Origin of the sequence: Persicitalea jodogahamensis, assembly GCF_014651615.1 — a bacterium.
GTDB lineage: Bacteria > Bacteroidota > Bacteroidia > Cytophagales > Spirosomataceae > Persicitalea > Persicitalea jodogahamensis.
In genome coordinates this window covers 1,436,245-1,459,745 of sequence record NZ_BMXF01000001.1, presented here as the reverse complement: position 1 = coordinate 1,459,745, position 23,501 = coordinate 1,436,245, and the positions used below count along the sequence as shown (strand labels likewise).

Annotated in this window: 24 protein-coding genes; 12 read left to right on the top strand and 12 right to left on the bottom strand. The window is 50.4% G+C overall.

The genetic code is table 11. The features are described from left to right. The first annotated feature begins 137 nt into the window (after positions 1–137). From IE117_RS05985 to IE117_RS05970, 4 genes are all read left to right on the top strand, one after another. The gene (locus IE117_RS05985; RefSeq protein ID WP_189563398.1) at positions 138–1,121 is read left to right on the top strand and encodes a toll/interleukin-1 receptor domain-containing protein; all 984 of its coding nucleotides are present in this window, start codon (positions 138–140) and stop codon (positions 1,119–1,121) included. Between the two features lie 168 nt (positions 1,122–1,289). After that, positions 1,290–1,532: a UPF0175 family protein gene (locus tag IE117_RS05980; RefSeq protein ID WP_189563397.1), complete on the top strand. Its 243-nt coding sequence runs from the start codon at positions 1,290–1,292 to the stop codon at positions 1,530–1,532. Next, on the top strand, positions 1,510–1,965 hold the full coding sequence (locus tag IE117_RS05975) for a PIN domain-containing protein (RefSeq protein WP_189563396.1): 456 nt from the start codon (positions 1,510–1,512) through the stop codon (positions 1,963–1,965). The genes IE117_RS05980 and IE117_RS05975 overlap by 23 nt, the downstream gene beginning before the upstream one ends. A gap of 160 nt (positions 1,966–2,125) precedes the next feature. Continuing rightward, complete coding sequence (locus IE117_RS05970) at positions 2,126–2,968, top strand: endonuclease/exonuclease/phosphatase family protein (protein ID WP_189563395.1); 843 nt, start codon at positions 2,126–2,128, stop codon at positions 2,966–2,968. Between the two features lie 139 nt (positions 2,969–3,107). On the opposite strand, the gene IE117_RS05965 is transcribed toward IE117_RS05970, so the two are convergent. Both IE117_RS05965 and IE117_RS05960 read right to left on the bottom strand, forming a co-directional pair. Next, positions 3,108–4,283 (bottom strand): PepSY-associated TM helix domain-containing protein, encoded by a 1,176-nt coding sequence (locus tag IE117_RS05965; protein ID WP_189563394.1) that lies wholly within the window; start codon positions 4,281–4,283, stop codon positions 3,108–3,110. 6 nt (positions 4,284–4,289) lie between these two features. After that, on the bottom strand, positions 4,290–6,653 hold the full coding sequence (locus IE117_RS05960; protein ID WP_229580392.1) for a TonB-dependent receptor: 2,364 nt from the start codon (positions 6,651–6,653) through the stop codon (positions 4,290–4,292). Between the two features lie 617 nt (positions 6,654–7,270). Between IE117_RS05960 and IE117_RS05955 the strand changes: the two genes are divergently transcribed. Next, complete coding sequence (locus IE117_RS05955) at positions 7,271–7,456, top strand: hypothetical protein (RefSeq protein WP_189563393.1); 186 nt, start codon at positions 7,271–7,273, stop codon at positions 7,454–7,456. 35 nt (positions 7,457–7,491) lie between these two features. On the opposite strand, the gene IE117_RS05950 is transcribed toward IE117_RS05955, so the two are convergent. The 6 genes from IE117_RS05950 to IE117_RS05925 form a co-directional block, all read right to left on the bottom strand. Further along, positions 7,492–8,280, bottom strand: coding sequence for a PhzF family protein (locus IE117_RS05950; protein WP_189563392.1), 789 nt, complete (start codon positions 8,278–8,280; stop codon positions 7,492–7,494). 6 nt (positions 8,281–8,286) lie between these two features. Then, entirely contained in the window at positions 8,287–8,955 is a 669-nt protein-coding gene (gene hxpB / locus IE117_RS05945; protein ID WP_189563391.1) for a hexitol phosphatase HxpB, read from the bottom strand. Positions 8,956–9,087: 132 nt separating this feature from the next. Next, positions 9,088–9,375 (bottom strand): YciI family protein, encoded by a 288-nt coding sequence (locus IE117_RS05940; RefSeq protein ID WP_189563390.1) that lies wholly within the window; start codon positions 9,373–9,375, stop codon positions 9,088–9,090. A gap of 56 nt (positions 9,376–9,431) precedes the next feature. After that, complete coding sequence (gene treF, locus IE117_RS05935) at positions 9,432–10,973, bottom strand: alpha,alpha-trehalase TreF (protein WP_189563389.1); 1,542 nt, start codon at positions 10,971–10,973, stop codon at positions 9,432–9,434. An 87-nt stretch (positions 10,974–11,060) separates the two neighbouring features. After that, positions 11,061–12,386: an amidohydrolase gene (locus tag IE117_RS05930; RefSeq protein WP_189563388.1), complete on the bottom strand. Its 1,326-nt coding sequence runs from the start codon at positions 12,384–12,386 to the stop codon at positions 11,061–11,063. Positions 12,387–12,447: 61 nt separating this feature from the next. Further along, positions 12,448–12,807, bottom strand: coding sequence for a cupin domain-containing protein (locus IE117_RS05925; RefSeq protein WP_189563387.1), 360 nt, complete (start codon positions 12,805–12,807; stop codon positions 12,448–12,450). A gap of 58 nt (positions 12,808–12,865) precedes the next feature. Between IE117_RS05925 and IE117_RS05920 the strand changes: the two genes are divergently transcribed. Both IE117_RS05920 and IE117_RS05915 read left to right on the top strand, forming a co-directional pair. Continuing rightward, positions 12,866–13,321 (top strand): DUF6934 family protein, encoded by a 456-nt coding sequence (locus IE117_RS05920; protein WP_189563386.1) that lies wholly within the window; start codon positions 12,866–12,868, stop codon positions 13,319–13,321. A gap of 5 nt (positions 13,322–13,326) precedes the next feature. Further along, positions 13,327–13,500 (top strand): hypothetical protein, encoded by a 174-nt coding sequence (locus IE117_RS05915; protein ID WP_189563385.1) that lies wholly within the window; start codon positions 13,327–13,329, stop codon positions 13,498–13,500. A 74-nt stretch (positions 13,501–13,574) separates the two neighbouring features. Here the strand turns inward: IE117_RS05915 and IE117_RS05910 are convergent, their stop codons facing one another. From IE117_RS05910 to IE117_RS05895, 4 genes are all read right to left on the bottom strand, one after another. Beyond that, complete coding sequence (locus IE117_RS05910) at positions 13,575–15,224, bottom strand: DUF8832 domain-containing protein (RefSeq protein WP_189563384.1); 1,650 nt, start codon at positions 15,222–15,224, stop codon at positions 13,575–13,577. Continuing rightward, a complete protein-coding gene (locus IE117_RS05905; RefSeq protein ID WP_189563383.1) occupies positions 15,221–16,447 on the bottom strand; it encodes a hypothetical protein in 1,227 nt (408 codons plus the stop codon). Before IE117_RS05905 ends, IE117_RS05910 begins: the two co-directional genes overlap by 4 nt. A 119-nt stretch (positions 16,448–16,566) precedes the next feature. Then, positions 16,567–17,187, bottom strand: coding sequence for a C40 family peptidase (locus IE117_RS05900; protein ID WP_189563382.1), 621 nt, complete (start codon positions 17,185–17,187; stop codon positions 16,567–16,569). A gap of 123 nt (positions 17,188–17,310) precedes the next feature. Next, entirely contained in the window at positions 17,311–18,138 is an 828-nt protein-coding gene (locus IE117_RS05895; protein ID WP_189563381.1) for a M48 family metallopeptidase, read from the bottom strand. Between the two features lie 194 nt (positions 18,139–18,332). On the opposite strand from IE117_RS05895, the gene IE117_RS05890 reads away from it, so the two are divergent. The 5 genes from IE117_RS05890 to IE117_RS05870 all read left to right on the top strand — a co-directional run bounded on the left by IE117_RS05890 (position 18,333) and on the right by IE117_RS05870 (position 23,468). Further along, on the top strand, positions 18,333–18,944 hold the full coding sequence (locus IE117_RS05890; protein ID WP_189563380.1) for a fumarylacetoacetate hydrolase family protein: 612 nt from the start codon (positions 18,333–18,335) through the stop codon (positions 18,942–18,944). Between the two features lie 94 nt (positions 18,945–19,038). Then, positions 19,039–20,976, top strand: coding sequence for a M23 family metallopeptidase (locus IE117_RS05885; protein WP_229580389.1), 1,938 nt, complete (start codon positions 19,039–19,041; stop codon positions 20,974–20,976). After that, on the top strand, positions 20,973–21,422 hold the full coding sequence (gene bcp, locus IE117_RS05880; RefSeq protein ID WP_189563379.1) for a thioredoxin-dependent thiol peroxidase: 450 nt from the start codon (positions 20,973–20,975) through the stop codon (positions 21,420–21,422). Before IE117_RS05885 ends, bcp begins: the two co-directional genes overlap by 4 nt. A 98-nt stretch (positions 21,423–21,520) precedes the next feature. Continuing rightward, on the top strand, positions 21,521–22,378 hold the full coding sequence (locus IE117_RS05875; RefSeq protein ID WP_189563378.1) for a transketolase: 858 nt from the start codon (positions 21,521–21,523) through the stop codon (positions 22,376–22,378). A gap of 133 nt (positions 22,379–22,511) precedes the next feature. Further along, positions 22,512–23,468 (top strand): transketolase family protein, encoded by a 957-nt coding sequence (locus tag IE117_RS05870; protein WP_189563377.1) that lies wholly within the window; start codon positions 22,512–22,514, stop codon positions 23,466–23,468. The last annotated feature ends 33 nt before the right edge of the window (positions 23,469–23,501 follow it).

The window sequence follows — 23,501 nt, the reverse complement described above, 5'->3', positions numbered from 1 at the left end:
AAGCGACGAAGGGAGTACCTTGTATTCTGGGTATTTTACTGAGTAGGTTAGTAGATGTACATTTTGTGAATAAATTCAAAAAGTATGACAAAACTTTCGCATATTTATAAGTTGTAAAAAATTTTGGAACAGATCTCATGAAAGAAGAATACGAATACGACTTTTTTATTAGCCATGCATCGGAAGACAAGGACGCATTTGTAAGACCATTTGCTGAAAGTCTAATTTCTAAGGGGTATAAAATATGGTACGATGAGATGTCCTTAGAAGTAGGTGATTCGCTCATTGAAAATATATCCTACGGAATAAAGAAATCATTATATGGGATAATTGTTTTAAGCAAAAGTTTTTTTATAAAAAAATGGACTAAAAAGGAGTTGGAAGCTCTGCTGAACAAAGAAATTATAACTGATAAGAATTTAATTTTACCAATTTGGCTCGACCTTACTGTTGAGGAAGTATTTAACTTTTCACCTCTAATGGTAGATAAACTTGCAATATCTACTAATTCAAAAAATATCAATTCTGCAATTGAAAAAATAGAAAAGAGATTTAAAATAGAAAATACATCATTTAATTTAATTCTGGAAAGAATACAATATCTAATCGATTGTAATGACGATAGACGAAACAAATACTATTTAGATTTAGAAAAAAGAATTAAAAGTATCTTCCTATATCAACAGGAGTATTATAACTGGTATGTATCAGACGAAATATTTAATGATAGAAACCCTTGGGATGAACTATTGGTTGCAAAAAAAGGCAAAGAATTTATGACTGAATATTCCATACCTCAAGGAGTCTGGACGAATCCTGAACCTTTTTCTTGGAATGAAATAGAACGCGCAACAAAATTATGCTCAAAATGGGTATTTAGAAAACTAACATATAAAGAAGCTCAGGAACTTTATTTCTTATTGGAAGAACTTCTTGATACGGATTTACATTATATCCTTTATGGATTCCCTCATTCGACGATTAGAGACAAAAATGCTTATGGTAAATCTGTTGACGGCATTTTTGAAGTAGGAATAAAAAATGCATCTAAACGAGCTGGAAGTGAAAAAATGTATTTGGAAGCGTTAAGTTCAATTTTTAACAAGTATTACGGAAAATAAAACACTCCGTTGTGCGCAGTCTTCCTTCGGAAGACTGCGCACAACGTGGGGACAACTAAAAATTTACGATATTGCTTACTCCTAATTAATACCACTTCTCGAAGCCTAAAAAACCGTTATCGACAAGTAGTTCACAGACCTTCCCTATAACTTTATTATCTTTAATAAATGAAAACACTCACATTGCAGATACCCGACACGCTAGATCTTGACAATCGTGAAGCAGCCATGTTATTGGCAGCCAAGCTTTATGAGCAGGGAAAACTTACCCTTGGAGAGGCTGCTGAGCTTGCTGGTTACAGCAAAAGAACGTTTATGGAACTCTTAGGCAGGTATGACGTATCTGTTTTCAATTATGACCCCAGTGAGATAGCAAATGACATAGAAAATGCCGGCAACTATCGTATCTGACACCAGTTGCCTGATTCTTCTGGATAAAATTGGCGAGCTACATCTGTTGGAAAAACTTTTTGGAGAAGTGATCACGACCCAAACTGTTGTAGAGGAATTTGGCAATGAGTTGCCAGCATGGATACGTGTGCAAAGCCCCACCGACAGCAAAAACCAGTTGGTACTTGAAGCCACTCTTGACAAAGGAGAAGCGAGTGCGATCGCTTTGGCATTGGAAAAAGAAGACTGCTTGCTGATTATCGACGAATTAAAAGGAAGAAAACTTGCGATGCGTTTGGGGCTGTCCATTACCGGAACATTGGGCGTACTTGCACAAGCCAAGCAGCAGGGATATATTTCATTGGTGAGACCTCTTTTAGAAAGAATAGAGGAAACTGACTTCCGATTGAGTGAACAACTAATTCAGGCAACGTTGAAGCAAGTAGGAGAATAATGTCAGTCTCTGATGTTGTAGCTAAAACCCGGCCTACCACATCGCTTACTTTGGTTCCATGCTTCTCCTCGCAACTTCAAACAAATTTAACACCCTTATCCCGCCCAAATTCCCTTAATTTGCGTGACACATTCCCCTATTTTAATCGCTAAACTCTTTCATGAAAACCAGTATTTTCTTCCTGTTCCTAATCCTCTGCGCCATGCAGACTACCTATTCCCAGAGTAACACGCCCATCAACGTAGCCAGCTACAACCTGCGCTACAATACCCCAAACGACGGTGTGAATGCCTGGCCCAACCGCAAGGAAATGGTGAAGTCGCTGATTCAGTACCATGAGTTTGACCTGTTCGGTACGCAGGAAGCGCTGCGCGGGCAGCTGGACGATGTGGCGGAGTTGAAAGAGTTTTCCTTTCTGGGAAAAGGCCGAGATGACGGCAAGCAGGCCGGTGAACACTCGGCGATTTTTTACCGCAAGGACCGTTTCAAGGTACTTGATTCCGGAGATTTCTGGCTGAGCGAAACCCCCGACGTGCCCGGCAAGGGCTGGGACGCTACCTGCTGCAACCGGATTTGCTCCTGGGCCAAATTTCAGGATTTGAAAACGAAGAAGCAGTTCTACTTTTTCAGCGTTCACTTTGATCATCAGGGCGTGAAGGCCCGGCAGGAATCCGGCAAACTGATGGTGAAGAAAATCAAGGAGATTGCGAAAAATGCCCCCGCCATCTGTGTGGGTGACTTCAACTCCACGCCCGAAACGGAACAGATTCAGGCCATGCAGACCATTCTACAAGATGCCCATAATGTGACCAAGCAACCACCCTACGGCCCAGAGGGTACTTTCAACAGCTTCAAGTTTGACGCCCCGATGACCAATCGCATCGACTACATTTTTGTGAGTAAAGATTTTGAGGTCCAGAAATACGGCGTGCTGACTGACGCCAAAGAGCAAAGGTACCCATCCGACCATCAGCCCGTAGTAGCGAAGGTAGTTTTGAAGTAAGAATCAAGGATAAATATGCAGGCAACCGGCTCGTGGCGCAAGATAGATTGAACATCAGCTGCATGGGGAAGCATTTTCAGCCAAACGACACCTGATTTTCTCCTCAATTCTTTTCAGTACGAGAAGGGTTCCAACTACCTTACGCCTCCACTTCTTTCCTCTTCTGCCCTGCCCTCTTTTTAGGTCGGGGTAGCCGTGCCTTTTTGCGGCGCCCCCACCAGATCAGGGTACCCGTGACGGGCAGGCTGGCGACAGTCAGGCTGATCAGGAAGGCCAGAATTTTGCCCGGTAATCCAAATATACTTCCCACGTGGATATCGTAATTCATCCGAATGGCTTTGTCGGCCAGCCGGGCATCTTTGAATCGACCATACACGTGATCGACGGGTAGTTCTTTGAGACTATACTGGTCAAAATAGCGATAATCGGTTTTCCAGAAGGTAGCGGCATCGGGATTGACGTTGGCCGCGATCACCGAGGTATCGCTTTCGGGTACGTGTACTTCCAGCCGCTGAGCATCGGGATGCTCTTTGTGTAGCAGCGCCCATACCCGGTCGATGGCGGGAGTTTGGTGGGTGCTCAAAATTGGAGAGGTAGTTTTTACCGAAAGAGGTTCTTCGTAAAGCAGCGACTTCTCACCGCCCAGACTCCAATAGGTACTTTTGGCTACCCACTGAAATCCCCACACCAGCCCCGTGAGGGTAACGACGATCGCAAACCAGGAAGAGTAAAAGCCCAGTACATTGTGCAGGTCGTAGTTTTTACGCTTCCATTTCAACCCGTCTTTCCAGCGCAGCCAGAATCGTTGCTTCGCAGCGGCCTTATTCTTAGGCCACCACAACACAATTCCGGAAACGAGCATGATGGCAAAAATCAACGTCGCTGACGCCACCAACGGCTGTCCGATCGCGGGAGGTAGCCAGAGGTAGTAGTGGCCCATGAGTACGATCCTAAAAAAATCGGCATCCATGTCTTTCACCTTCAATACCTCACCCGTGTAGGGGTTCAGGTATACGCTGTAATAGTATGAAGGCTCGAAATGGTAGAAGTACACCTGTGCGGCCTTGCCCGGCAGCCCGTATTCCACGGCGTGGAGGTGCTTGTCGGGAAGCTCCTTTTCGGCGATGCCTTTCAGCACCGAAGGCGGCAGGTAGTTGGCCAACTGGGGCTCCACGAAGCGGTAGGGCTGCGTAGCATCCTGAATTTCGGCCTGGAAAGCGTACAGACAACCGGTGATGGCGATGATAAACACCACCAGCCCGGTACCTAGACCGAGCCAGAGGTGAATTTTTCCGATGATTTTCTTAAACGTCATGCTGGATCAGAAACGGTAGTTGACAGTCATACGGGCATTGCGGCCGGCTTCGGTTTGCCAGTAGTACATGCCGCCGTAGGGCGAGCCCGAATAGAGGTACTTATCCAGCAGGTTGTTGACATTCAGGGTCACGCCAAAGGCCCCTGACTGGTAGGATACGCCGCCATCGAGCCGGAAGTAGTTGGGTAGGGAGCTCTCGGAATTGTCAAAAATGTACCACGACGAGCGTCCGGCCTGATACTGGTAGCCCATCGAAAATTTCAGACCTTTCAGCGCACTTTTGGGAAGGGTGTAGGAAAGCCAGGCATTCTGGATATGCTTGGTGGCGCCGGGCACCTGATTGCCCACCACCGACTCGTCGGAATCCTTGGTGACCTTGGCGTCGGTATAGGCGTAGTTTAGGATCAGGTCCAGGTGGGGCAGCAACTCGCCTTTAATATCTACCTCGACGCCTTCCACCTGCTGCTGACCCGTTTGCCGACTGTACACCAGCTGGCCGGTGACGGGATTGGGATGATCTACGTCGGTAGTGAGCACGTTGTTTTTTGTGATGCGGTATGCCGCCACCGTGGAGTTCCAACGGCCTCCCATCCAGTCCTTCTTGTAGCCTAGTTCCAGGTTGTTGCCCGTGATGGGGTCAAAACTTTTCCCCTGCCAGTCGCTGCCCGGATTGGCCACAAACGCCTGGTCGTATACGAAGTACGCCGCCGATTGCTTATTGATCGAGTAGCTGAGGCCCGCCCTCGGCGTGAACTTGCCGTCGTCGGTCGAGCCGCTGTACGGATTAATGTCTTTAAGGGTAGTATAGCGTCCGGCCAGGGTCAGGCGGAGTTTGTCCTGCCAGAATTTGAGTTCGTCCTGTACATAGAAAGAACTGTAGCTGGAATTATAGTTGACGCCCCGCTCCCGGATACTCCAGCTGCGGTCCCAGGTCGGGATTTCGGCAACGGGAATGGTACCGTACACGGGATTATAAATATTGAAAGTACTGTCGCCCAGCGCGGCGCCCTGGTTAAAGTACGCGAAGTAATCCTTTTTGGCCATATCGATTCCGCCCAGCAGATTATGCGTGATGCCGCCGGTCTGGGCGCTGCCATTCAGGAAAATCTGCCCCGTTTTATTCATTCCCAGCGCATCCCAGACACCGATACCCCGCTGCATGGATCGGTTATCTACCGACGAAATCCCCCAGGGCCACAGGCTTTGCCCCACCTGATCGTAGTTAAAGTAAGCCATCTGAGCGGTGAGTTTCCATTTCTCATTGAAGAAATGCTCAAAAATCCCCAGCACACTCTGGTCATGAATGATCGTCGGATCGAGGTTCGGCTCCGCCGTGGTGAAGTTGCGGGGCAGGTCGGCGTAGCCGTTGTTCGAGAAGGCGTAGTTGCTGCCGATGACGCTCATTTCCGAAAATTGATGGGTGTACTCTAACGTCAGCGAACTCTTATTATCAATCTGGTATTTAATCACGGGCACAATGGAGTACCGGTTGTTGTATTCATAATCCCGGTGCGAGCCTTTCAACTGGCCCATCACGTTCAGGCGATAGAGTAGCTTGCCGTCTTTGGAGAGTTTTCCGTCCAGGTCTAGTGTGGTGCGGTAAGTGTCAAAACTACCCAGACTAAATGAGGCCTCGCCCTTGGTAATGCCCGAAGGTTTCTTGGTCACGACGTTATAGAATCCACTTGGTTCGCCGTTGGCCAGCATAAATCCGGCGGGCCCTTTCACAAATTCGATCCGCTCCACCATACTCATATCTTCGGCCAGCGGTCCCCAGGGCATCTGCACATTCATACCATTACGGAAAGCCGTAATCTGCGATCCCCGCATGTTGAGGTAGGCGTAGTTGTCCCAATGTTCCAGTTTCTGTACCCCGCTCACGTTGCGCTGAATGCCTTCCAGCATATCGAACGCCTGCTGATCGGCGATAATCTGCTTGCCAATGACTTGAATATTCTGCGGCGTTTCCAGGATGGGCGACATCAACCGCAACGACTTGGAGGTGAAGTCGGCCTTATACTTGTTGGTATTGGCAAACACGATTACCTCCTGTAGCTGTCGGCTGTTTTCCTGAAGCGTGAAGTTGACGGTTTTCTTTTCGTCTTCGCCCAGCACTACCGTTTCGGACTGCGTCGTCAGCCCCACGAAACTGGCCACGACCGAATACCTACCCGGGTCAAGTTTTCCGAAGCTATATTCCCCCTCGGAATTGGTGGTGGTGCCTGTTCCCATCTCCTGCAGCAGAACATTGACGAATTGGGCCGGTTGGCCATCTTTGCTTAAAATAGTACCCCGAATCTGACTGGTTTGAGCCAAGAGAAGACTGCTAATCAGATAAAAGACAGTGAAAAGTGATATACGAAGCATCATAATTTTTATTTAGATTAAATATAAATAATGGTGCAAATGTATGTTCTGATGATGGATCATGCAAGGCTTAATTAGAACAAGTCTAAATAATTCATCACTTCGTTGATATTATCCAAAATCAGGGCTAACACCGAAAATTCGAATTGGCGGTTTGCTCAGGTACGCAGGAAATCGGGTGACCGGACAGATCGGATACTTGCTCGAGAAGGGCCTGCCCAAATTATTTTTCATAAAAAACCTAAAAATGGAAGTACCCATTCTTGGCAGATAAGGTCATCACAAGTACCCGTTTTGAAACGGGGAGGATCGATTCGAATCAGGGATGGTACTTTTAGTGGAGCATGGAGCCAGCATTGTGGCCGTTGCAGGAAGGGCCAGAGCGTGTTTGGGGTCCTCGGCCTCACTAATCAAGAAAGCAAAACTGGCAGGTACTTCAACCGGGGTATGGACGGGAGTACTGAGGGATACACCCACACGGAAGTACCACCCTGGCCGAAGCCTGCAAGGCCAAATTGTGGAATTCCGCGATGGGCAGATCGCAGATCATCGCTTTTGGTAAGAATCAAAAAAGCATTTAGCTTCGTGCGTCTAAAAACCACTACCACTAAAATTCCCCAATGAGCGCCAAACAAATCTTCGCCATCCTTCTGACTGTGCTGGGCATAGGAGGACTGATTTATACTGCGATGCAGTTACTCGACAATAATAAGGATCAGTTCATGACGCTGACCGTTGTCGGCATACTTGGGTTGATCTTCTTCTCGGCGGGCATAAAACTGCTGCAGTCCTCGCGGGACGTTTAGCCTTTCTCATTAAAACTGCAGGCGCGCTGCCGGTTCTATTGCAGCGAGATTTCTCCGGTCAGGTACAGTTTCACCTGGCCGGATATGAGCGTGCGGTCGTCGGCGAGTTCACAGCGCAGGTACCCTCCCCGGGCAGAAAGCTGCTTGGCCGTCATTACTTTTTTATCCAGTTTTTCGGCCCAGAAAGGTATGAGCGTCGTGTGCGCCGAGCCAGTGACGGGGTCTTCGTCGATACCCGACTGCGGTGCAAAGAAGCGGGAGACAAAATCTACCTCATCGCCGGGAGCTGTTACGATGATGCCGCGCGTAGGGACCGTGGAGAGAATGAAAATATCGGGTTTCAACTCTTTGACCTGCTCTTCTGTTTCCAGGACTACCATGTAGTCCGACTTGCCCTTATATACTTCAAAGGATTCGACCGACTTCATGCTTTCCGAAAGCGCAGGTGGCGCAACGGCGACCTGATAGGTATCGACGGGAAAGTCGAGCGTCAGCCATTCGTCCTGCCGGGTGACTTTAAGAGTGCCGCTTCTTGATTCAAACGAAATTTCGGACTGCCCGTAATTCTCAATTGAAAAAATAACATAAGCCGTCGCCAGAGTCGCGTGTCCGCATAGGTCCACCTCCACCGTGGGCGTGAACCAGCGAATGTGAAAGCCATGCTCGGTAGGCACATAAAAAGCGGTTTCGGCCAGATTGTTCTCGCAGGCGATCTGCTGCATCAGTTCGTCAGAGATCCATTCTTCCAAGGGGACTACGGCAGCAGGATTTCCGGCAAAGAGTTTATCGGTGAAAGCGTCAAGTTGATAAAGGCGGAGCTTCATGATTTTTCAAGGAGTAGTTTTCGACAAGGTATCAAAAATTCCTTCGTCGAAAGAAAGCAGGGATGGGATTTTTAAAGTAGCTACATCAAACTTAGAATCATCATACTCATAATCAGCCGGAACAGCTATGGTCTTCATTCCTGCTGACACCGCCGAGCGTAGTCCGTTACCCGAATCCTCAAATGCCAGGCAGCGCGACGGCTCCACTCCCAGCATTCGCGCCGCGCCCAAGTATACGTCAGGAAATGGTTTGTTCCGCGCCTCAAGTAAAGCCGAATGCCATAGCCTAAAGTACTGTTTGATGTCGAGCCTTTCCAGCACCGTTTCTATGATCTCCATCGGAGAGGCCGACGCCACAGCCAGTGGAATGCCGCGCTCATAAAAGAACTGAATCAGTTCGAGTGCCCCTGGCATGGCGTGCGCGTTGGCACCGATCCGCTCGTGGGCCATCAGGATAATCTCGTCCCCGATTTGAGTTTGCGACTTTCCCTCCCAGGGAAAGGTATCGAAAGCCAATTGCACAAATGGTACGGTGCCGAGGCCGGTAGTACTCCGGCAAAAGTCTTCGGTTAGTGCCACGCCTACGGTATCGAAAACTTCAATGGCCACCTGCCGCCAGATCGGCTCGGAATCGACCAGAAGGCCGTCCATATCGAAGATAGCTGCTTGTATCAAATTAATGTGTTTAGAGTTTGGGAGTAGTATCTGTGAGAGTTCTATGGGAGCGGGTCTATGAGTTTTCATTAAAAATAAACTCATGGACTCATCAACTGCCGAACTGCATAGTCGGCGCTGCCACCGACTCCTTTATACATCCGCCTGCCGGAATGGCTTGACGTCGATTTTTTCCCACACACGGCCCGTCACATAGGGATCAGTGTCGAGCCAGGCTTTGAGCTGGGTTTCGTCGTCGAAGTCTACCAGCATCATCGAACCGATCATCTCGCCCTCAGGGCTAAGCAAAGCACCGCCGACAATGAAATGATCATTTTCTTTGAGTGTTCTGGCCCGGTCGAAGTGCAGCGGGCGGGCGGTCAGACGGCGTTGCATCGCCTCTGGGTCCGTGTAGTCGTATGCGTGGATGACGTATTTCATTTTGCCGGTCGAGATTTGATATCAGACGATGGATAACCAGGGAAAATCGGCCATCATCATTCGTTTTTCATTGCCAAATATACGCCATTTGTCCAGCCAAAGCCTTCCTGAATTTCGTATTCGCCATCGTGGGCGTGCAGATTGGTATGAACGACGTTGTATTTTTCGAGTAACTTTCCTCCTGACTTGTACTGTTTTTCAACCACATAAAGCCAGTTTGTGCGCAGCCGGTCGGCGGTACGATTAAAACGGTAGTTGCGAAGCCCTTTGTAGGTCAGCCATTGCAGCGGAGCCCAGCCATTCGGCACGTCCCACTGCTGGCCTGAGTTGGTCAGGGTACTCAGCATCCCGCCCGAACGGAGGAAATTGAGCCGGAGGTACGATTTGACAAAGCGGGCCTGTTTGGTACTGGCCAGTTTGAAAAACAGGGGAAAAACAGCCGCCAAACTGAAAGTATTGGTGAATTTCTGTTGCCTGAAATCGTAATCCATGTAGAAATTCCGCGATTCGTCCCAGAAATAGGTATCTATTGCGGACTTGCGTTGACTGGCTTTCTGCTCGTATTGCCTGGCGATATCTGGGTAGTTTCCGCGTCGGTAGGCTTCAGCCAGGGTACTTTCCAGATGGTGCAGCAAACAATTCAGGTCCACGGGCAGCAGATTGGTGGTCTGAATGGTAGCAAAAGACTCACCGTCGGCCATCCAGCGGCTGCTGAAATCCCAACCCGACTCGGCGGCCGCCCGCAGGCAACGGTACACCGATTCGGCCTCGTGACCGTACTTTTCTTTGGCTTCCCTGGCCAGTTCCACGTCCTCAACGTAAGCCTCGGGACGCGGCGTCGCGCGATCGTCCCAGTAGCGGTTCAGCAGGGTACCGTCGGGCAGCCGCACCACCCGGCGGTAGGCCGGTTCTTCTGCATTCAGACGCTCGTGGCCATTCATCCAGAAATCGTATTCCTTCTGAAGCTGCGGCAGGAACTGAACCAATACTTCATCGCCTTTGATGCCACAGAAAAGCTCAATCATCAGCGAAAAAACGGGCGGCTGGGAGCGGCTCAGGTAGTAGGTCCGGTTTCCGGTGGGGATGTGGCCGAAATGATCGAGCAAATGGACAAAGTTTCCGATCATGCTTTCAATCAGATCAATGCGCCCGGACTCTTTCAACCCCAGCATCGTGAAATAGCTATCCCAATAGTAAATTTCCCGGAAGCGCCCGCCCGGCACCACGTAAGGATCGGGCAACACCAGCAACGAGCCACCCAGATGCTGGGCTTTCACGGGTCGCGACAGACGCGACCACAGCCATTCGATATGCTCTTCAATGGGTGGTATGCCCCTGTCGCCGCCGTGTTCTGTTTTCACCTCAGGCGGCATCTCGAAATGCGCCTCTACGAACGATTTCAAATCGAAATCCGCCTGCGATTTCTGGCGATTATACGCCAAAATTATCTCGGCGGCATCGTGATGAGGCACAGCATCGGCAAAAGCTTTGGAGTCTTTGAAAAGGCGGCGCAACTGCACCTCTTTGAACAACTCACCGTACAAATCATCGGGCGAGACGCGGACTTCATTGTACGTAGTTGGGAGGGATGAGAGCAAAGATTTTAAATTTTGAATGAGTGAATAATGGCAAATTGCCTTCGTCAACCTACGTCTATACTGCCATTTCAGTATTCACGCATTCCATCATTGGTTAAACAAATTCAACGCCGCTACGCTCATTGCTTTCACACCGGTTTTAATCGTAGGTTCGGGGACTGGCGCAAACTGAGACGAATGAAGCGAAGGCAGCTGTTCGCCTTTTTCTTTGGCCATCCGGATTGTTTCGGGCGCGAGCGTTCCCAACCAAAACATAAATATCGGGACGCTGTTGTCCGGCATCACGAAACGGCTGAAATCCTCGCCGACCATATACGGGTCAGTCTCTACAACCTTGCTTTCGCCGAAAGTGTTTCTAAATAGCCCCACTAACCGCGCCGTTAGATTCGCATCGTTAACGGTGGCAGGCGTCATCGGTTCGCGAATGCTGATCCTGGGCATTTTATCATCGGGAAGGCCCGCCGCTTTGGCGTAATGTTCGCTGATGCGGCGGATGGAGGCAATTACATTCTCGCGTACTTCGGGCTTATAAGAGCGCAACGTCAGTTGCATCTTCACATCGTCGGGGATGATGTTGTGCACCGTGCCGCCATGGATGGAGCCGACCGTCACCACCGCCGGATCGATGGGGTTAATCATGCGGCTGACGATGGTTTGGAAAGCCAGAATCATTTCGGCACTCAGCACTACCGGATCGATGGTCGTGTGCGGAGCCGCACCGTGCCCGCCCTGTCCGAAAACGGTGATATCCATCATGTCTACACTGGCCATGAACGGCCCTGAGCGGTACCCAATGGTTCCGGCGGGCAAATAGGAGTTGTCGTGCAGCGCGATGGCGTAGTCGGGCTTCGGAGCGAAGTTAAACAGGCCGTCTTTCAGCATATTATCAGCCCCCAGGCCATTTTCCTCGGCGGGCTGCGTCACCATTACCAGGGTGCCTTTCCAGTCATTTTTAGTTTTGACTAAGGCCTGAGCCGTACCCACAAACACAGTCATGTGGATGTCATGGCCGCAGGCGTGCATTACATTGACCTCGTTTCCTGCCGCGTTGATACCGCGGGCTTTGCTGGCGTAGGGTAGTCCGGTTTTTTCTTCCAGCGGCAGGGCATCCATGTCGGCACGAATGAGTACCGTCGGGCCGGGGCCGTTCTTAAGTACCCCAACTACCCCGTGACCGCCGATTTTTTCCTTTACCTGAAAGCCCAGCTTTTTGAGCTCGGAAGCCATGCGGGCTGCGCTTTTCTCTTCCTGCAAGGAAAGCTCAGGATTCTGGTGAAGGTGCTTGTACAGGGCATCCAGTTCAGGGTAGTTTTGCGCGGTGAGGGATTCAATTTGCTGGACGAGCTGGTTACTTTGGGCAAAGGCAAGATTTGCTACAAAGACAAGGGAGCAGAATAAAAAGTATTTTTTCACAGAAATCAGGTTGACGAAACAGAATTTCGCAAGCTACAAAATGACGGTTAATTACGTAGCCTTAAATCTTCTCCAACGCTTCCCGCGTCAGCTCGCCTTTCGTGTCACCCGTGTTTAAGGTCGAAGCAGGTTCAAAGAGCATCACCGATACCTCATCCACCGCCACGGGCCGATGTTCGACGCCCTTTGGAACAATCAGGAACTCGTTTTCCCGAAGCATAACTGTCTTGTCACGAAACTCCATCTTGAACTCACCCTGCAAAACGTAAAACATCTCATCTTCGTCGTCGTGCTTATGCCAGACGAATTCGCCCTTGAATTTGACCAGCTTCACATGCTGACCATTCAGTTCGCCCACAATGCGCGGATTCCAATGGTCGCGGAAGCAGGCTAGTTTTTCAGGAATGTTGACCTTGTTCATTGCACAAGTTTCTAATTGGGAGTATATTGCAAATAGCTTCAGTAGGTATAGATCCGATATGAATCAGCCAAAGTACCTGTACAAATCAGAGGAATTTTTAAGAACATTTGAATTTACGAGCGAAGGAAACAGAGGACGGATCAGGAAGATGGTTCAATACACTGACACCGGAACTGAAAATATCTACAATTTAGCTTTCGGTGATTATGATGAAGAAACCCAAGAAATAAATGATCTTTCTATCACTAATAATGGAGATAGCCTTAAGGTATTAGCAACAGTGGCTTCAACCATCTACGCATTTACTGAAAAGTACCCCGAGGCTTGGATTTTTGCGACGGGAAGCACCGCAGTAAGGACGCGGCTATACCGGATGGGAATAACCAACAACCTGGCAGAAATTTGCAAAGATTTTAAGGTGTTTGGATTAACTGTTTCTGAAAACAGCTGGGAACAATTCATCATTGGCGATGACTACGAAGCATTTTTAATCACTAGATTGGAAAACACCTAATCCTTATGAAAACGATAGAAGAATTGAATTCATCGAAAGTACCCGTAATTGTATTTGACAAAAGACTGGAAAAATTCAGAGACAGAGTTCTTTTTCCTAAAAAATTAGCTAGGGCAAAAGAAATCATTGCTAAAGTTGGGCTACCCAAAAAAGTGCAGGACAAAGCTCCTTCCCGTTAATATTCTTTGCAGTAGATTTGAATCAGTTGGTAGAAAAAAAGAAAATTACGCACTTTCCAGCCTTTTCCTGTCTTTCAAATCCCCTCCTCCTCTACTCTCGCGTCAAATATTCCCGTAAGTACCTGTCCATTGCGCTTGACTTGCAGGAAAATCCGGTACTGACCAGCCCGAGGAAAGGCGTAAGGAAAGGAAATACTGCTGCCGTGGTCCATCCCTTCGTGCGTGGTGGAATCTGCGGTGACTTCCATCCCCATTTCCTGCATCAAAAAATTCTCCCGTTCCGTGTCGGGCATTTTTTTCAGGGCGGCTACGTGGCGGTCGATACTGTCGCGAAAAATGCCGGGTGCTGCACGTTTAAAGACTCGGGCAGTGTCGGCGATTCGGTTTTTGAGTGATAGCTCAGAGGCCATCGCTACCGTTCCCACGGGATGCAAATGAACATACACCGAACCATCGGAACGCACTACGGCGGCGTGGCCCGCCATGCCCAGGTAGGGCTGCAAGCGGGCGGCGGTGCCGTCGGGAGCAAACACTTCGAATTTGAGCTGGTAAGGCTTCCCCGCCGCAAAAACCTGATTGGCCTGCCCTTCCCAAACTACATAAGAGCCATCGAGCAGGGCAGTGCGGGTACCGGGTTTGCCACAGACTACTACATTGGCATCCAGCGGAATGTTTTTGGGTTCGTTGAGGGGGTCAGTCACGACGTAGGTATCCTCCGGATCGGTGCGCCTGATCGCTTGTCCTTCGACAAGTTCAGGAATATCAATGGTATCGGTCAGCGTTTCAGTAAAGCCGGAATAGGAAAATATATCGCCGTACACCAGGTACTTACCCGCCGGAAGTTTGGGAAGATACGCCTGAAACGTAGTGGAATCTATGCGCTCAGGATGCAGGTGCGCAAAGGCATCCAGACCGGGGGTGCGCACCAGAAAAAGATGCATCATCTTGCCATGGTCAGGTACCAGGTAGCTGAGGTAGTTCGCGCCGCGCTTCGATTTGGAATCAGTGGTGTCAATTTTAAGCTGAAAAACCCGCTGTCCATCCTGGCGTACCACGGTTCCGGTAGCCGTGAGTGGCTTATACATATATTGCCGGTACTCCCTGGCCCAGCTATCCCACCAGCTGCTCCCGCCGTACAGAATCAGTACACAAGCCACAAAGGCTATGCCCATGTTCAGCCAGCGTTTGCGCTTTTGCTGGGGCGAAAGTACCTGTCCTGCCCGCAGCATGCCGTCGCTCACGCTCGCCCCGATAACGGTCACGAGCAGAATTACCAGTAGCAACCCCAATGCAGTGAGGGTCCAGCCCAGGCCGGCGGGCATATCGCGCTCGGCGGTGGACATGGCCACCAGTGGCACCACCATTTCGCCCTCGCCCTGAGCACCTTCAATTTTAATCTGAACGCTCGAAGAGCCATTTTCCATCAGCCAGACAATCCCCTGGAACTGTCCCAGTTGCCCGGAAACAGGTTCCAGCGCGTCGTAGTCCGGCGCACCTTCGTCGCCCGATCGGAAGTAGATGGGTCGGGCAAGTACCCGGCTGGCATCGCCACTTTCTACGTAGACCGTTACCTGCGCGGTGCCGGGAATTACATCGGGTGGCTGGACATCCACCAGAAGACGGTATGCGCCCGCTTGCCCCTGCAGCACCACACCGGAACTACCTACGTGAGCGAAGCCGGGGGAGGCGCTTACCAGGAGCAAAAAGAGCAACAGTTTTCTCATCGTTGAATGTTTTTCATCCATTTCCCCCAGGCCAGGCCGATACGGGTGGAGAGGATACTGAGTGCAAGGGCGATTCCCAGGCCCTTGATTAATTGACCGGTAGTTTGTGCAGACCAGGGTGCGTACTGATAACGGTACTGCCAGTCAGGGTTATTTCCAAAGTACAAATAGTGGCTGCCGAAAAACCAGTTGCGGGCCAGGGGCGATTCCAGCAAAAATGCGCCAAAGTACCACTGCACGACAAAAAATACGACCAGAAATACAGTTCCCAGCAGGATGGCCAATTTCCAGTCGTTCCAGTACGCGAAGCGATGCCGGAGGTAGTCGAGCGCCACGGCCGGCACGATCAGCAACAGCGGAAAATTGAAGCCATTGTAATGATCAAGGTGGTTGAGAATAGGACCCAACTTGGGTTCTGCCGGAAAAAGCGGAATAATCCAGAGCGTCAGCAAAAGTATCAGCGAGTACACCAGCGTGACCGCCGTGATCGTCCACCTGCCGGAAAATGCTCGTCCAAAAGCCATCAATAGAAAAGGAAAAGCCACGGCAGCAACCTGGTAGTACGAGGAATTGTGCGAAGCCCAGCGACCCAGCTCCTCAGAAAGCAACGTGTACCACATCGTCAGCAGAAAACCGGCGGATAACGTGAAGAGCAGAAAAAGTACCCGCTGGCGTTTTTTCTTAACAGCCGGATTACCGCCGAAAAGATATTCCGTTTGGTTTTTGATGGCCAGAACACTCACGATGGCTCCAAATTGCACACCGATAATGCCCAGCGCCAATACAGTGTGTGGAGGGGAGAGAATGGTCACATCAAGGCCGTAGGTATTGTGCCACCAGTCGTCGAAGGGGGCGGAAGTAAGCATGGCAATCGCCCCCCAAATGCAGAACAACGCACCCAGTGAACTATAAAAAACTCCCCAGACTCTCACCCGGCGGCTTTTTTCGGCAGCGGTTCCCGTAAATGTATTGCGCAGTACTTCATACCCGGAAAACAGCCCTGACACTACCGCTCCCAAATAAATGACGAGGTGAGGGGGTGAAAGCAGTCCGTCGCGCCCGATGCTGAGGTGCCAGCAGATATCCCAGATCAGGCCGGTAATCACGCAGAGCGAAGAAAATACGACTGCATACACATAGACGGGAATGCCCAGTGAGCCATCGCCCTGATTTACAACAGGCGGGCGTTCGGGAGTACGCGGTGGAGCGAGAATCTGATCCATGTGAGGTTGGCAGGGTTGGGATTTTGGACAAATTGGGGACAATTTATCAAACTAATACCCTCACGCCAAACTTCTCAGAAAAATAGATCGCACGAATCAGGTGAAGAAAAGTCGGCTTCTCAAAAAGGTCTTAAAGCCTTGACAAACCTGTTTTTAAAGTACTTGGAATAGAGGTTATCCTCAATTACCCCGCGCGAAGATGAAGCATGAATGAAGCGGATATCGTTCTTGCCCCGCACCTCGGTCACGATGCCGGCGTGCGACACATAGCCTTCTTCACCGGATTCCGGCACGAAGAAAATCCAGTCGCCGGGCTGAATGTCCTCCACGCGCTCCACATTCCGGCCAAACTCCGCCTGCTGCCACGAAATACGGGGTACTTTGTAGCCCAAATTGTTATACACCGTGCAAATCAGTCCCGAACAGTCGATGCCCAGGTTGTCGTTGCCACCCATCAGGTAAGGTGTGCCGGTATAGTTCCGCGCCCCCTTGATAACCTCCGCCACGTGGTGGGCGTAGGGGCCCGTCGGGCGGCTGACGGGCTTGGTGGTGACGCCATTCCTCACGGGCGGGCGGGCGGGCACTTTTGCTCGCCCTACAGTTTTGGTGCGTTGGTTGGGCGGAACATAGGGTGAACTTTTGAGGACAGCGCAGGATTGGAGAAAAGAAGAGGAAAGAATTACGGAAGAAAGAAATAGGATTGGCCCGACAACTCGGAAGGCAGAAACTGCTCTTTTCATGCGATTAAGGGTGGATTTGTTTTCCCAAATTTAACGATTCATCCAAAAATATTAGTCTGCTACGCAATAAAAAAGGCCAGTCCGCTTAAAGATTGGCCTTTTCAAATAACTGCTTTCCTACTTTTACATCGACTCTTTATACACCTTTTCCGCCTTCGACATCTGCGACTTTAAATCCCGGATGCGTTTGTCGTCTGCCGGGTGGGTGGACAAGAACTGGGGCGGCTTTTGTCCACCGGACTTGGCAGCCATGCGTGTCCAGAATTCTACCGCATTCTGGGGGTCGTAGCCTGCCTTGGCCATGAAAATCAGACCTAGTTGGTCGGCCTCCGACTCCTGCAGGCGGCTGTTGGGCAGCAAGTACCCGACCTGCGTTGCGGCCGGGGCCGCAACGCCGTAAATAGTATTGTATAGCTGTTGGGTTTCCTGGGGTTTGTTGGACATCGCTACGCCCAGCCCAACCTGCCCGGCAGTAAGCAATCCCTGCGAAAGCAGCCCCTGACTCATGCGTTCAGCGCCGTGGCTGGCGATGGCGTGGGCCACTTCGTGTCCCATAACTACTGCTACGCCCGCCTCATCTTTACAGATGGGTAATATGCCGGTATAAAAAACTACCTTTCCTCCCGGCATACAAAAAGCGTTCACATCTTTACTTTCCACGACATTGAACTCCCACTGAAAACCATTGAGAATTTCGCTTTTGCCTTGCTCACGGAGATAGTCCTCCACTGATTTCTGAATCCTGACACCCACCCGCTTGACCATCGCTACCTCGGGACCCGAACGATCCACTTTGTTGGTATCCAGGAATTCGCGGTAGCTCTTGAAGCTCATTGGGAGCAGTTCCTTGCTGTTTACCAGCATCAATTGGTTGCGGCCCGACAACGGCACCCGCTGACATGCCACCACAAAGAGGAACGACACCAGTGCGGCGATACTTAATTTTTTCATTGTTTACTATAAATTTGGGTTGTTCTAATCGAAATGAGTTGGCTGTTAACGAAATCAGCCAGCGGAAATTTGAAAAATAGTATGCCACAAAACGAATTGTAAGTAGTTTTGTCCGCATCAGGTACCCGCACTGATTCGCACACTGGTACCATGAAAAAAGCATTTTCCATTATCCATTGTCAATTCTCTGTTGAATGAAGGTAATCTGTGTTGGTCGCAACTACGTGGACCATATCGAAGAACTGAATAACGAACGCCCCGACGCGCCCGTCATTTTCATGAAGCCCGAAACCGCCGTGCCGCGCCAGGGTGAGGATTTTTACCATCCCGACTTCTCGGAGGACATCCACCATGAGGTAGAAGTCGTGGTCAAGATCAATAAAGTAGGCAAGAATATTGAGGAAAAATTTGCCCATAAATACTACGATGAAATCGGGGTAGGTATTGACTTCACTGCCCGCGACCTGCAATCGAAGCTGAAAAGCAAGGGTCTTCCCTGGGAGCTGGCCAAGGCGTTCAATGGCTCAGCCCCGGTTTCGGAATTTGTTCCCAAAAGCCAATTCCCTGATATACAGAATATATCGTTCAGTCTGGACGTTAATGGCGAAACCCGGCAGGAAGGCAATACATCGCTGATGCTTTATCAGATCGATTACCTGATCTCATTTGTCTCGCAATACTTCACCCTCAAAAAAGGCGACCTTATTTTTACGGGTACTCCCAAGGGCGTGGCCGCCGTCAAGATCGGCGATAAGTTGACCTTATCCCTCGAAGGCAAAGAAATGCTGACATTCAGCGTTAAGTAAATTTAATGAGAGAATTAGTGGTTGAGTGAATGAGTGAATAACTAACAAAAGCAATGTTCACTCATTCAATCAATCAAAATTCAAAATTGATCTTGTGTTGACTAGAATCGTGTGTTTGGCCTTATTGGCCCTGGTTTCGTTTGCCTCTTTCGCCCAGAAAGAATCTTATCCTAAAAACTACTTCCTATTTCCCATCACACCCGGTCAGTCCAATTCGCTGGCTGGCGTGCTGGGTGATTTGCGGACCAACCACTTTCACGGCGGGCTGGACATCCGCACCCAACAACGGGAGGGCTTGGCGGTGCACGCGGCGGCGGATGGCTACATCTACCGGATCGCTGTCCAGGGCGGCGGCTACGGCAACGTCATCTACCTCCGCCATCCCAATGGCCTGACGACCGTGTATGGTCATTTGCAGAAATTCTCGGAGCCACTGGCCAGTTACGTGCGCAACGCGCAGTACAAGCAGGAGGATTTCTACGTAAATCTGTATCCGGAACCTAATCAGTTTGTATTCAAGAAAGGCCAGGTTATGGCCCTTTCCGGTAACACGGGCGGTTCGGGTGGCCCTCACCTGCACTTCGAAATCCGGGATTCGCGCGACAACCACCTCAATCCGCTGTACTTTAATTTCAGTGAAATAAAAGACAGTACGCCACCCGCTTTTTGGAATGTTGCCCTGCGGCCTGCCACCATCGACTCGCGGGTCAACGCCCAGTTTGAGCGACAGGTTTTCAAAACTGTCAGGCAAAAAAACGATACTTACCGTATCACGCAGCCCATCCGGGCGACGGGGGAGGTTGGCATCGAATTGCAGGCCTACGACTACATGACCGGGACCGGCTTCCGCTACGGACTGCACTGCATCGAAATCAAGCTCGACGGCAAGGAGATATTCACCTATAACATGGAGAAATTCCCCAGCGACATCTTCCGCGACTACAACAACCTCATCGACTACCGCACCGACCAGGAATCCGGCGCGCGGTTCTACCGTTGCTACAATCCCGATGGGAATAATTTCGATTTGTACAAGACTGGTCCTTTCCAGGGAAGACTTTTTATTAAGGACACGCTGGAACATGAAGTAACGGTCAAGATTTTTGATGCGTTTGAGAATTCCTCATTGCTCACTTTTACTGTGCAGGGCGAACTGAATGCTCCCGAGCCAGTAAGCCGGGAAAGCGAATCTTCCAGCGGCATGCTTACGGCCGAAATGGAGAATAACGTACTGAAAGTAGTTGCCCCCGGCTACCACAGCGAAACGCCCTTTGCCACTTTCTTTTCCGAGCGCCTGCGTATTCAGAAAGATCTGGCGTACTACGACGGCAGAAACGCTACTTTCCTGGCTGACCTGCGCAACTTTCTGCCCGATTCGGTGCAGGTGGGGGATAAAGTACTTGAACTGAACTACCGGAAAAGCATTGCGCCCGGAAAAATCTCGGAATATGCCCGCGACGGTGTCGTGATTCGCTTCGACTCCACTACCCTCTTCGATACGCTGCACCTCACGGTACGGAAACGATTCAACATGTTAACCATCAACGAGCCGACAATTCCATTACGGCATTATATGGATGTGCGCTACAAGCCGGAAGGCGCGGTCGTAAGGCGCGAGCGCTCGGGCGTCTATCGATACGATGGCGGCGGCTACAACTACATAGGCGGCAACTGGCTGGGTGATGTCATCGCTTTCCGAACACGGGAATTAGGTACTTTCGTAGTCATGGCGGATACGATTCCGCCCAGCATCAACCTCATCGAACACAGCAAAGATCGCATCCGGGCCTACATTCGTGACGACCGTTCGGGCATCAGCAGCTTTCGTGCGCTTGTGAACGGGAAGTGGGTGTTGATGAATTACGAGTACAAGAGCCGCTATATCTGGTCGGAGAAACTGAACGATGATGTACCCTTCGAGGGAGAATTGGCCCTGGAAGTGACGGACAGGGCCGGAAATAATACTATATTGCGGGTCGAAATTGAAGAACCGAAACCCAAACCAGCCCCTCGCAAAAGCCGCCGAAGATGACCCTCCAACCAGGTGACCCCGCTCCCGACTTCAACGCCAAAGACCAGGATGGCAACGCCATTGCTCTGTCCGATTTTAAAGGCAAGAAGCTTGTGCTTTATTTCTATCCCAAAGACGACACCCCCGGCTGCACCGCCCAGGCCTGCGACCTGCGTGACAACTACCAGCATATGCTGGCTAAGGGCTACGCCGTAGTCGGCGTGAGCGTAGACGACGAAAAGTCGCACCGCAAGTTTATCGAAAAATACGAACTACCCTTCCCTCTCATCGCCGACACCGACCACGCTGTGGTGGATGCCTACGGCGTATGGGTGGAGAAAAACATGTATGGGCGCAAGTACATGGGCACGGCACGTACTACTTTTGTAATCGATGAGAGCGGCAAAATCGAAGAAGTGATTGGCAAAGTAAAAACCAAGGCCCACACCGAGCAGATATTGAAGTAAGAATCAAACTTTTTCCCCTCCCGCGGCTTGGTCCGCTCTTATCTCATTCCACTATCCTATTTATTTAGAAAAAGAAAAAATTCAAGCAAAAAGCTAACATGGAAATTAAAGAATTAGAAAAAATAGCCTCCCAAGTCCGCCGCGACATCGTGCGTATGGTTCATGCCTGCCAATCGGGACACCCCGGGGGCTCACTGGGCTGCACAGAATTACTTGTAGCCCTTTATTTTGACCAAATGCACCTGAAAGAGCAGGATGGCGAGGTAGTTTTCGACATGAACGGCGAAGGCGAAGACCTGTTTTTCCTTTCCAACGGACATATTTCCCCCGTCTGGTACAGCGTCCTTGCCCGCAAGGGGTACTTTCCCGTTAAAGAATTAGCCACTTTCCGCGACATCGACTCGCGGCTGCAGGGCCACCCTACTACGCACGAAGGGCTTCCCGGCATACGCATAGCCTCCGGCTCGCTGGGACAGGGCAATTCGGTAGCTATGGGTGCGGCACTCGCCAAGCGACTCAATAAGGACGATCATATGGTGTACGTTTTGATGGGCGACGGCGAGCAGCAGGAAGGTCAGGTTTGGGAAGCGGCCACCTTCGCCCCGCATCATCAGATCGGTCACCTCATTGCCTTCATCGACCTCAACGGCCAGCAGATTGACGGTCCCACAGTAGAAGTCATGAACAACCGCGACCTTGGCAAAAAATACGAAGCCTTTGGCTGGGAAGTAATGACCATCACGCAGGGCAACGACATGGCCGAGGTTGTAAAAGGCATTACCGAAGCCCGCAGTAAGGCCGGACACGGCAAGCCCGTCATGGTACTTCTTGAAACCGGCATGGGCTACGGTGTGGACTTCATGATGGGTAGCCACAAGTGGCACGGCGTCGCACCGAACGACGAGCAGTTGAAAGTGGCGCTGGATCAGTTGGAAGAAACCATGGGAGATTACTGATTTCCCTACAATAGGCCCACCTGTGGTTAGGTAGTCGACAGCTGAACGTTTTTCACTGAAGACCCAATAATCCTTATTACGAATTACACATTACTTGTCGAGTCCAAGCTGACAACCTTACATCCAAGAAATCATGAAAAAATACACCTATACCGAAAAGAAAGACACTCGCTCCGGCTTTGGCGCGGGGATGACTGAACTGGGCCAGGAAAATGATAACGTCGTGGCTCTCTGCGCCGATCTCGTGGGCTCCCTGAAACTGGCTCCATTCATTAAAGAAAACCCGGATCGCTTCTTTCAGTGCGGCATTTCGGAGGCCAATATGATTGGCCTGTCCGCCGGGTTGACCATCGGTGGTAAAATTCCATTCGCTACTACCTTTGCCAACTTTGCTACCGGACGCGTTTACGATCAAATCCGGCAGAGCGTAGCGTATTCCAACAAGAACGTGAAGATTTGTGCCTCCCACGCGGGCATTACGCTAGGCGAGGATGGGGCTACGCACCAGATTCTGGAAGACATCGGGATGATGCGGATGCTGCCCGGGATGACCGTCATCAATCCCTGCGACTATAACCAAACCAAAGCCGCGACCAAAGCCATCGCCGATTTTGAAGGTCCGGTTTATCTGCGCTTCGGTCGTCCGGTGGTGCCTATTTTTACTGATCCCGATCAAAAATTCGAGATCGGAAAGGCATGGATGGTGAATGAGGGCAAGGACGTGAGCATATTTGCTACTGGTCACCTGGTATGGGAGGCCATCCAGGCGGGCGAAATGCTGGAAAAGGAAGGAATCGATGCCGAAATAATCAATATTCACACGATTAAACCTCTGGATGAAGAGGCGATCTTGAAATCAGTGAGGAAAACAGGCTGCGCCGTATCGGCCGAAGAACATAACCGGCTCGGTGGTCTGGGTGACAGCATTGCGCAGGTACTGGTCAAAAACCAGCTTGTGCCACAGGAGTACGTGGCTGTGGATGACAGTTTTGGCGAAAGTGGCACTCCTGAGAAACTCATGGAAAAATATGGCCTCACCGCTAAGGATATTGTAGCCGCTGCTAAAAGGGCAATCGAGAGGAAATCATAATTGATAGTGGGGAGTTGGTGGTGGCTGAGCCAG

What these genes read in the sequence shown, in the direction of transcription:
- IE117_RS05985 (WP_189563398.1), top strand. Translation starts at nt 138, where the DNA reads ATGAAAGAAGAATACGAATACGACTTTTTTATTAGCCATGCATCGGAA.
- IE117_RS05980 (WP_189563397.1), top strand. Translation starts at nt 1,290, where the DNA reads ATGAAAACACTCACATTGCAGATACCCGACACGCTAGATCTTGACAAT.
- IE117_RS05975 (WP_189563396.1), top strand. Translation starts at nt 1,510, where the DNA reads ATGCCGGCAACTATCGTATCTGACACCAGTTGCCTGATTCTTCTGGAT.
- IE117_RS05970 (WP_189563395.1), top strand. Translation starts at nt 2,126, where the DNA reads ATGAAAACCAGTATTTTCTTCCTGTTCCTAATCCTCTGCGCCATGCAG.
- IE117_RS05965 (WP_189563394.1), bottom strand. Translation starts at nt 4,283, where the DNA reads ATGACGTTTAAGAAAATCATCGGAAAAATTCACCTCTGGCTCGGTCTA.
- IE117_RS05960 (WP_229580392.1), bottom strand. Translation starts at nt 6,653, where the DNA reads ATGATGCTTCGTATATCACTTTTCACTGTCTTTTATCTGATTAGCAGT.
- IE117_RS05955 (WP_189563393.1), top strand. Translation starts at nt 7,271, where the DNA reads ATGAGCGCCAAACAAATCTTCGCCATCCTTCTGACTGTGCTGGGCATA.
- IE117_RS05950 (WP_189563392.1), bottom strand. Translation starts at nt 8,280, where the DNA reads ATGAAGCTCCGCCTTTATCAACTTGACGCTTTCACCGATAAACTCTTT.
- IE117_RS05940 (WP_189563390.1), bottom strand. Translation starts at nt 9,375, where the DNA reads ATGAAATACGTCATCCACGCATACGACTACACGGACCCAGAGGCGATG.
- IE117_RS05925 (WP_189563387.1), bottom strand. Translation starts at nt 12,807, where the DNA reads ATGAACAAGGTCAACATTCCTGAAAAACTAGCCTGCTTCCGCGACCAT.
- IE117_RS05920 (WP_189563386.1), top strand. Translation starts at nt 12,866, where the DNA reads ATGAATCAGCCAAAGTACCTGTACAAATCAGAGGAATTTTTAAGAACA.
- IE117_RS05915 (WP_189563385.1), top strand. Translation starts at nt 13,327, where the DNA reads ATGAAAACGATAGAAGAATTGAATTCATCGAAAGTACCCGTAATTGTA.
- IE117_RS05910 (WP_189563384.1), bottom strand. Translation starts at nt 15,224, where the DNA reads ATGAGAAAACTGTTGCTCTTTTTGCTCCTGGTAAGCGCCTCCCCCGGC.
- IE117_RS05905 (WP_189563383.1), bottom strand. Translation starts at nt 16,447, where the DNA reads ATGGATCAGATTCTCGCTCCACCGCGTACTCCCGAACGCCCGCCTGTT.
- IE117_RS05900 (WP_189563382.1), bottom strand. Translation starts at nt 17,187, where the DNA reads ATGAAAAGAGCAGTTTCTGCCTTCCGAGTTGTCGGGCCAATCCTATTT.
- IE117_RS05895 (WP_189563381.1), bottom strand. Translation starts at nt 18,138, where the DNA reads ATGAAAAAATTAAGTATCGCCGCACTGGTGTCGTTCCTCTTTGTGGTG.
- IE117_RS05890 (WP_189563380.1), top strand. Translation starts at nt 18,333, where the DNA reads ATGAAGGTAATCTGTGTTGGTCGCAACTACGTGGACCATATCGAAGAA.
- bcp (WP_189563379.1), top strand. Translation starts at nt 20,973, where the DNA reads ATGACCCTCCAACCAGGTGACCCCGCTCCCGACTTCAACGCCAAAGAC.
- IE117_RS05875 (WP_189563378.1), top strand. Translation starts at nt 21,521, where the DNA reads ATGGAAATTAAAGAATTAGAAAAAATAGCCTCCCAAGTCCGCCGCGAC.
- IE117_RS05870 (WP_189563377.1), top strand. Translation starts at nt 22,512, where the DNA reads ATGAAAAAATACACCTATACCGAAAAGAAAGACACTCGCTCCGGCTTT.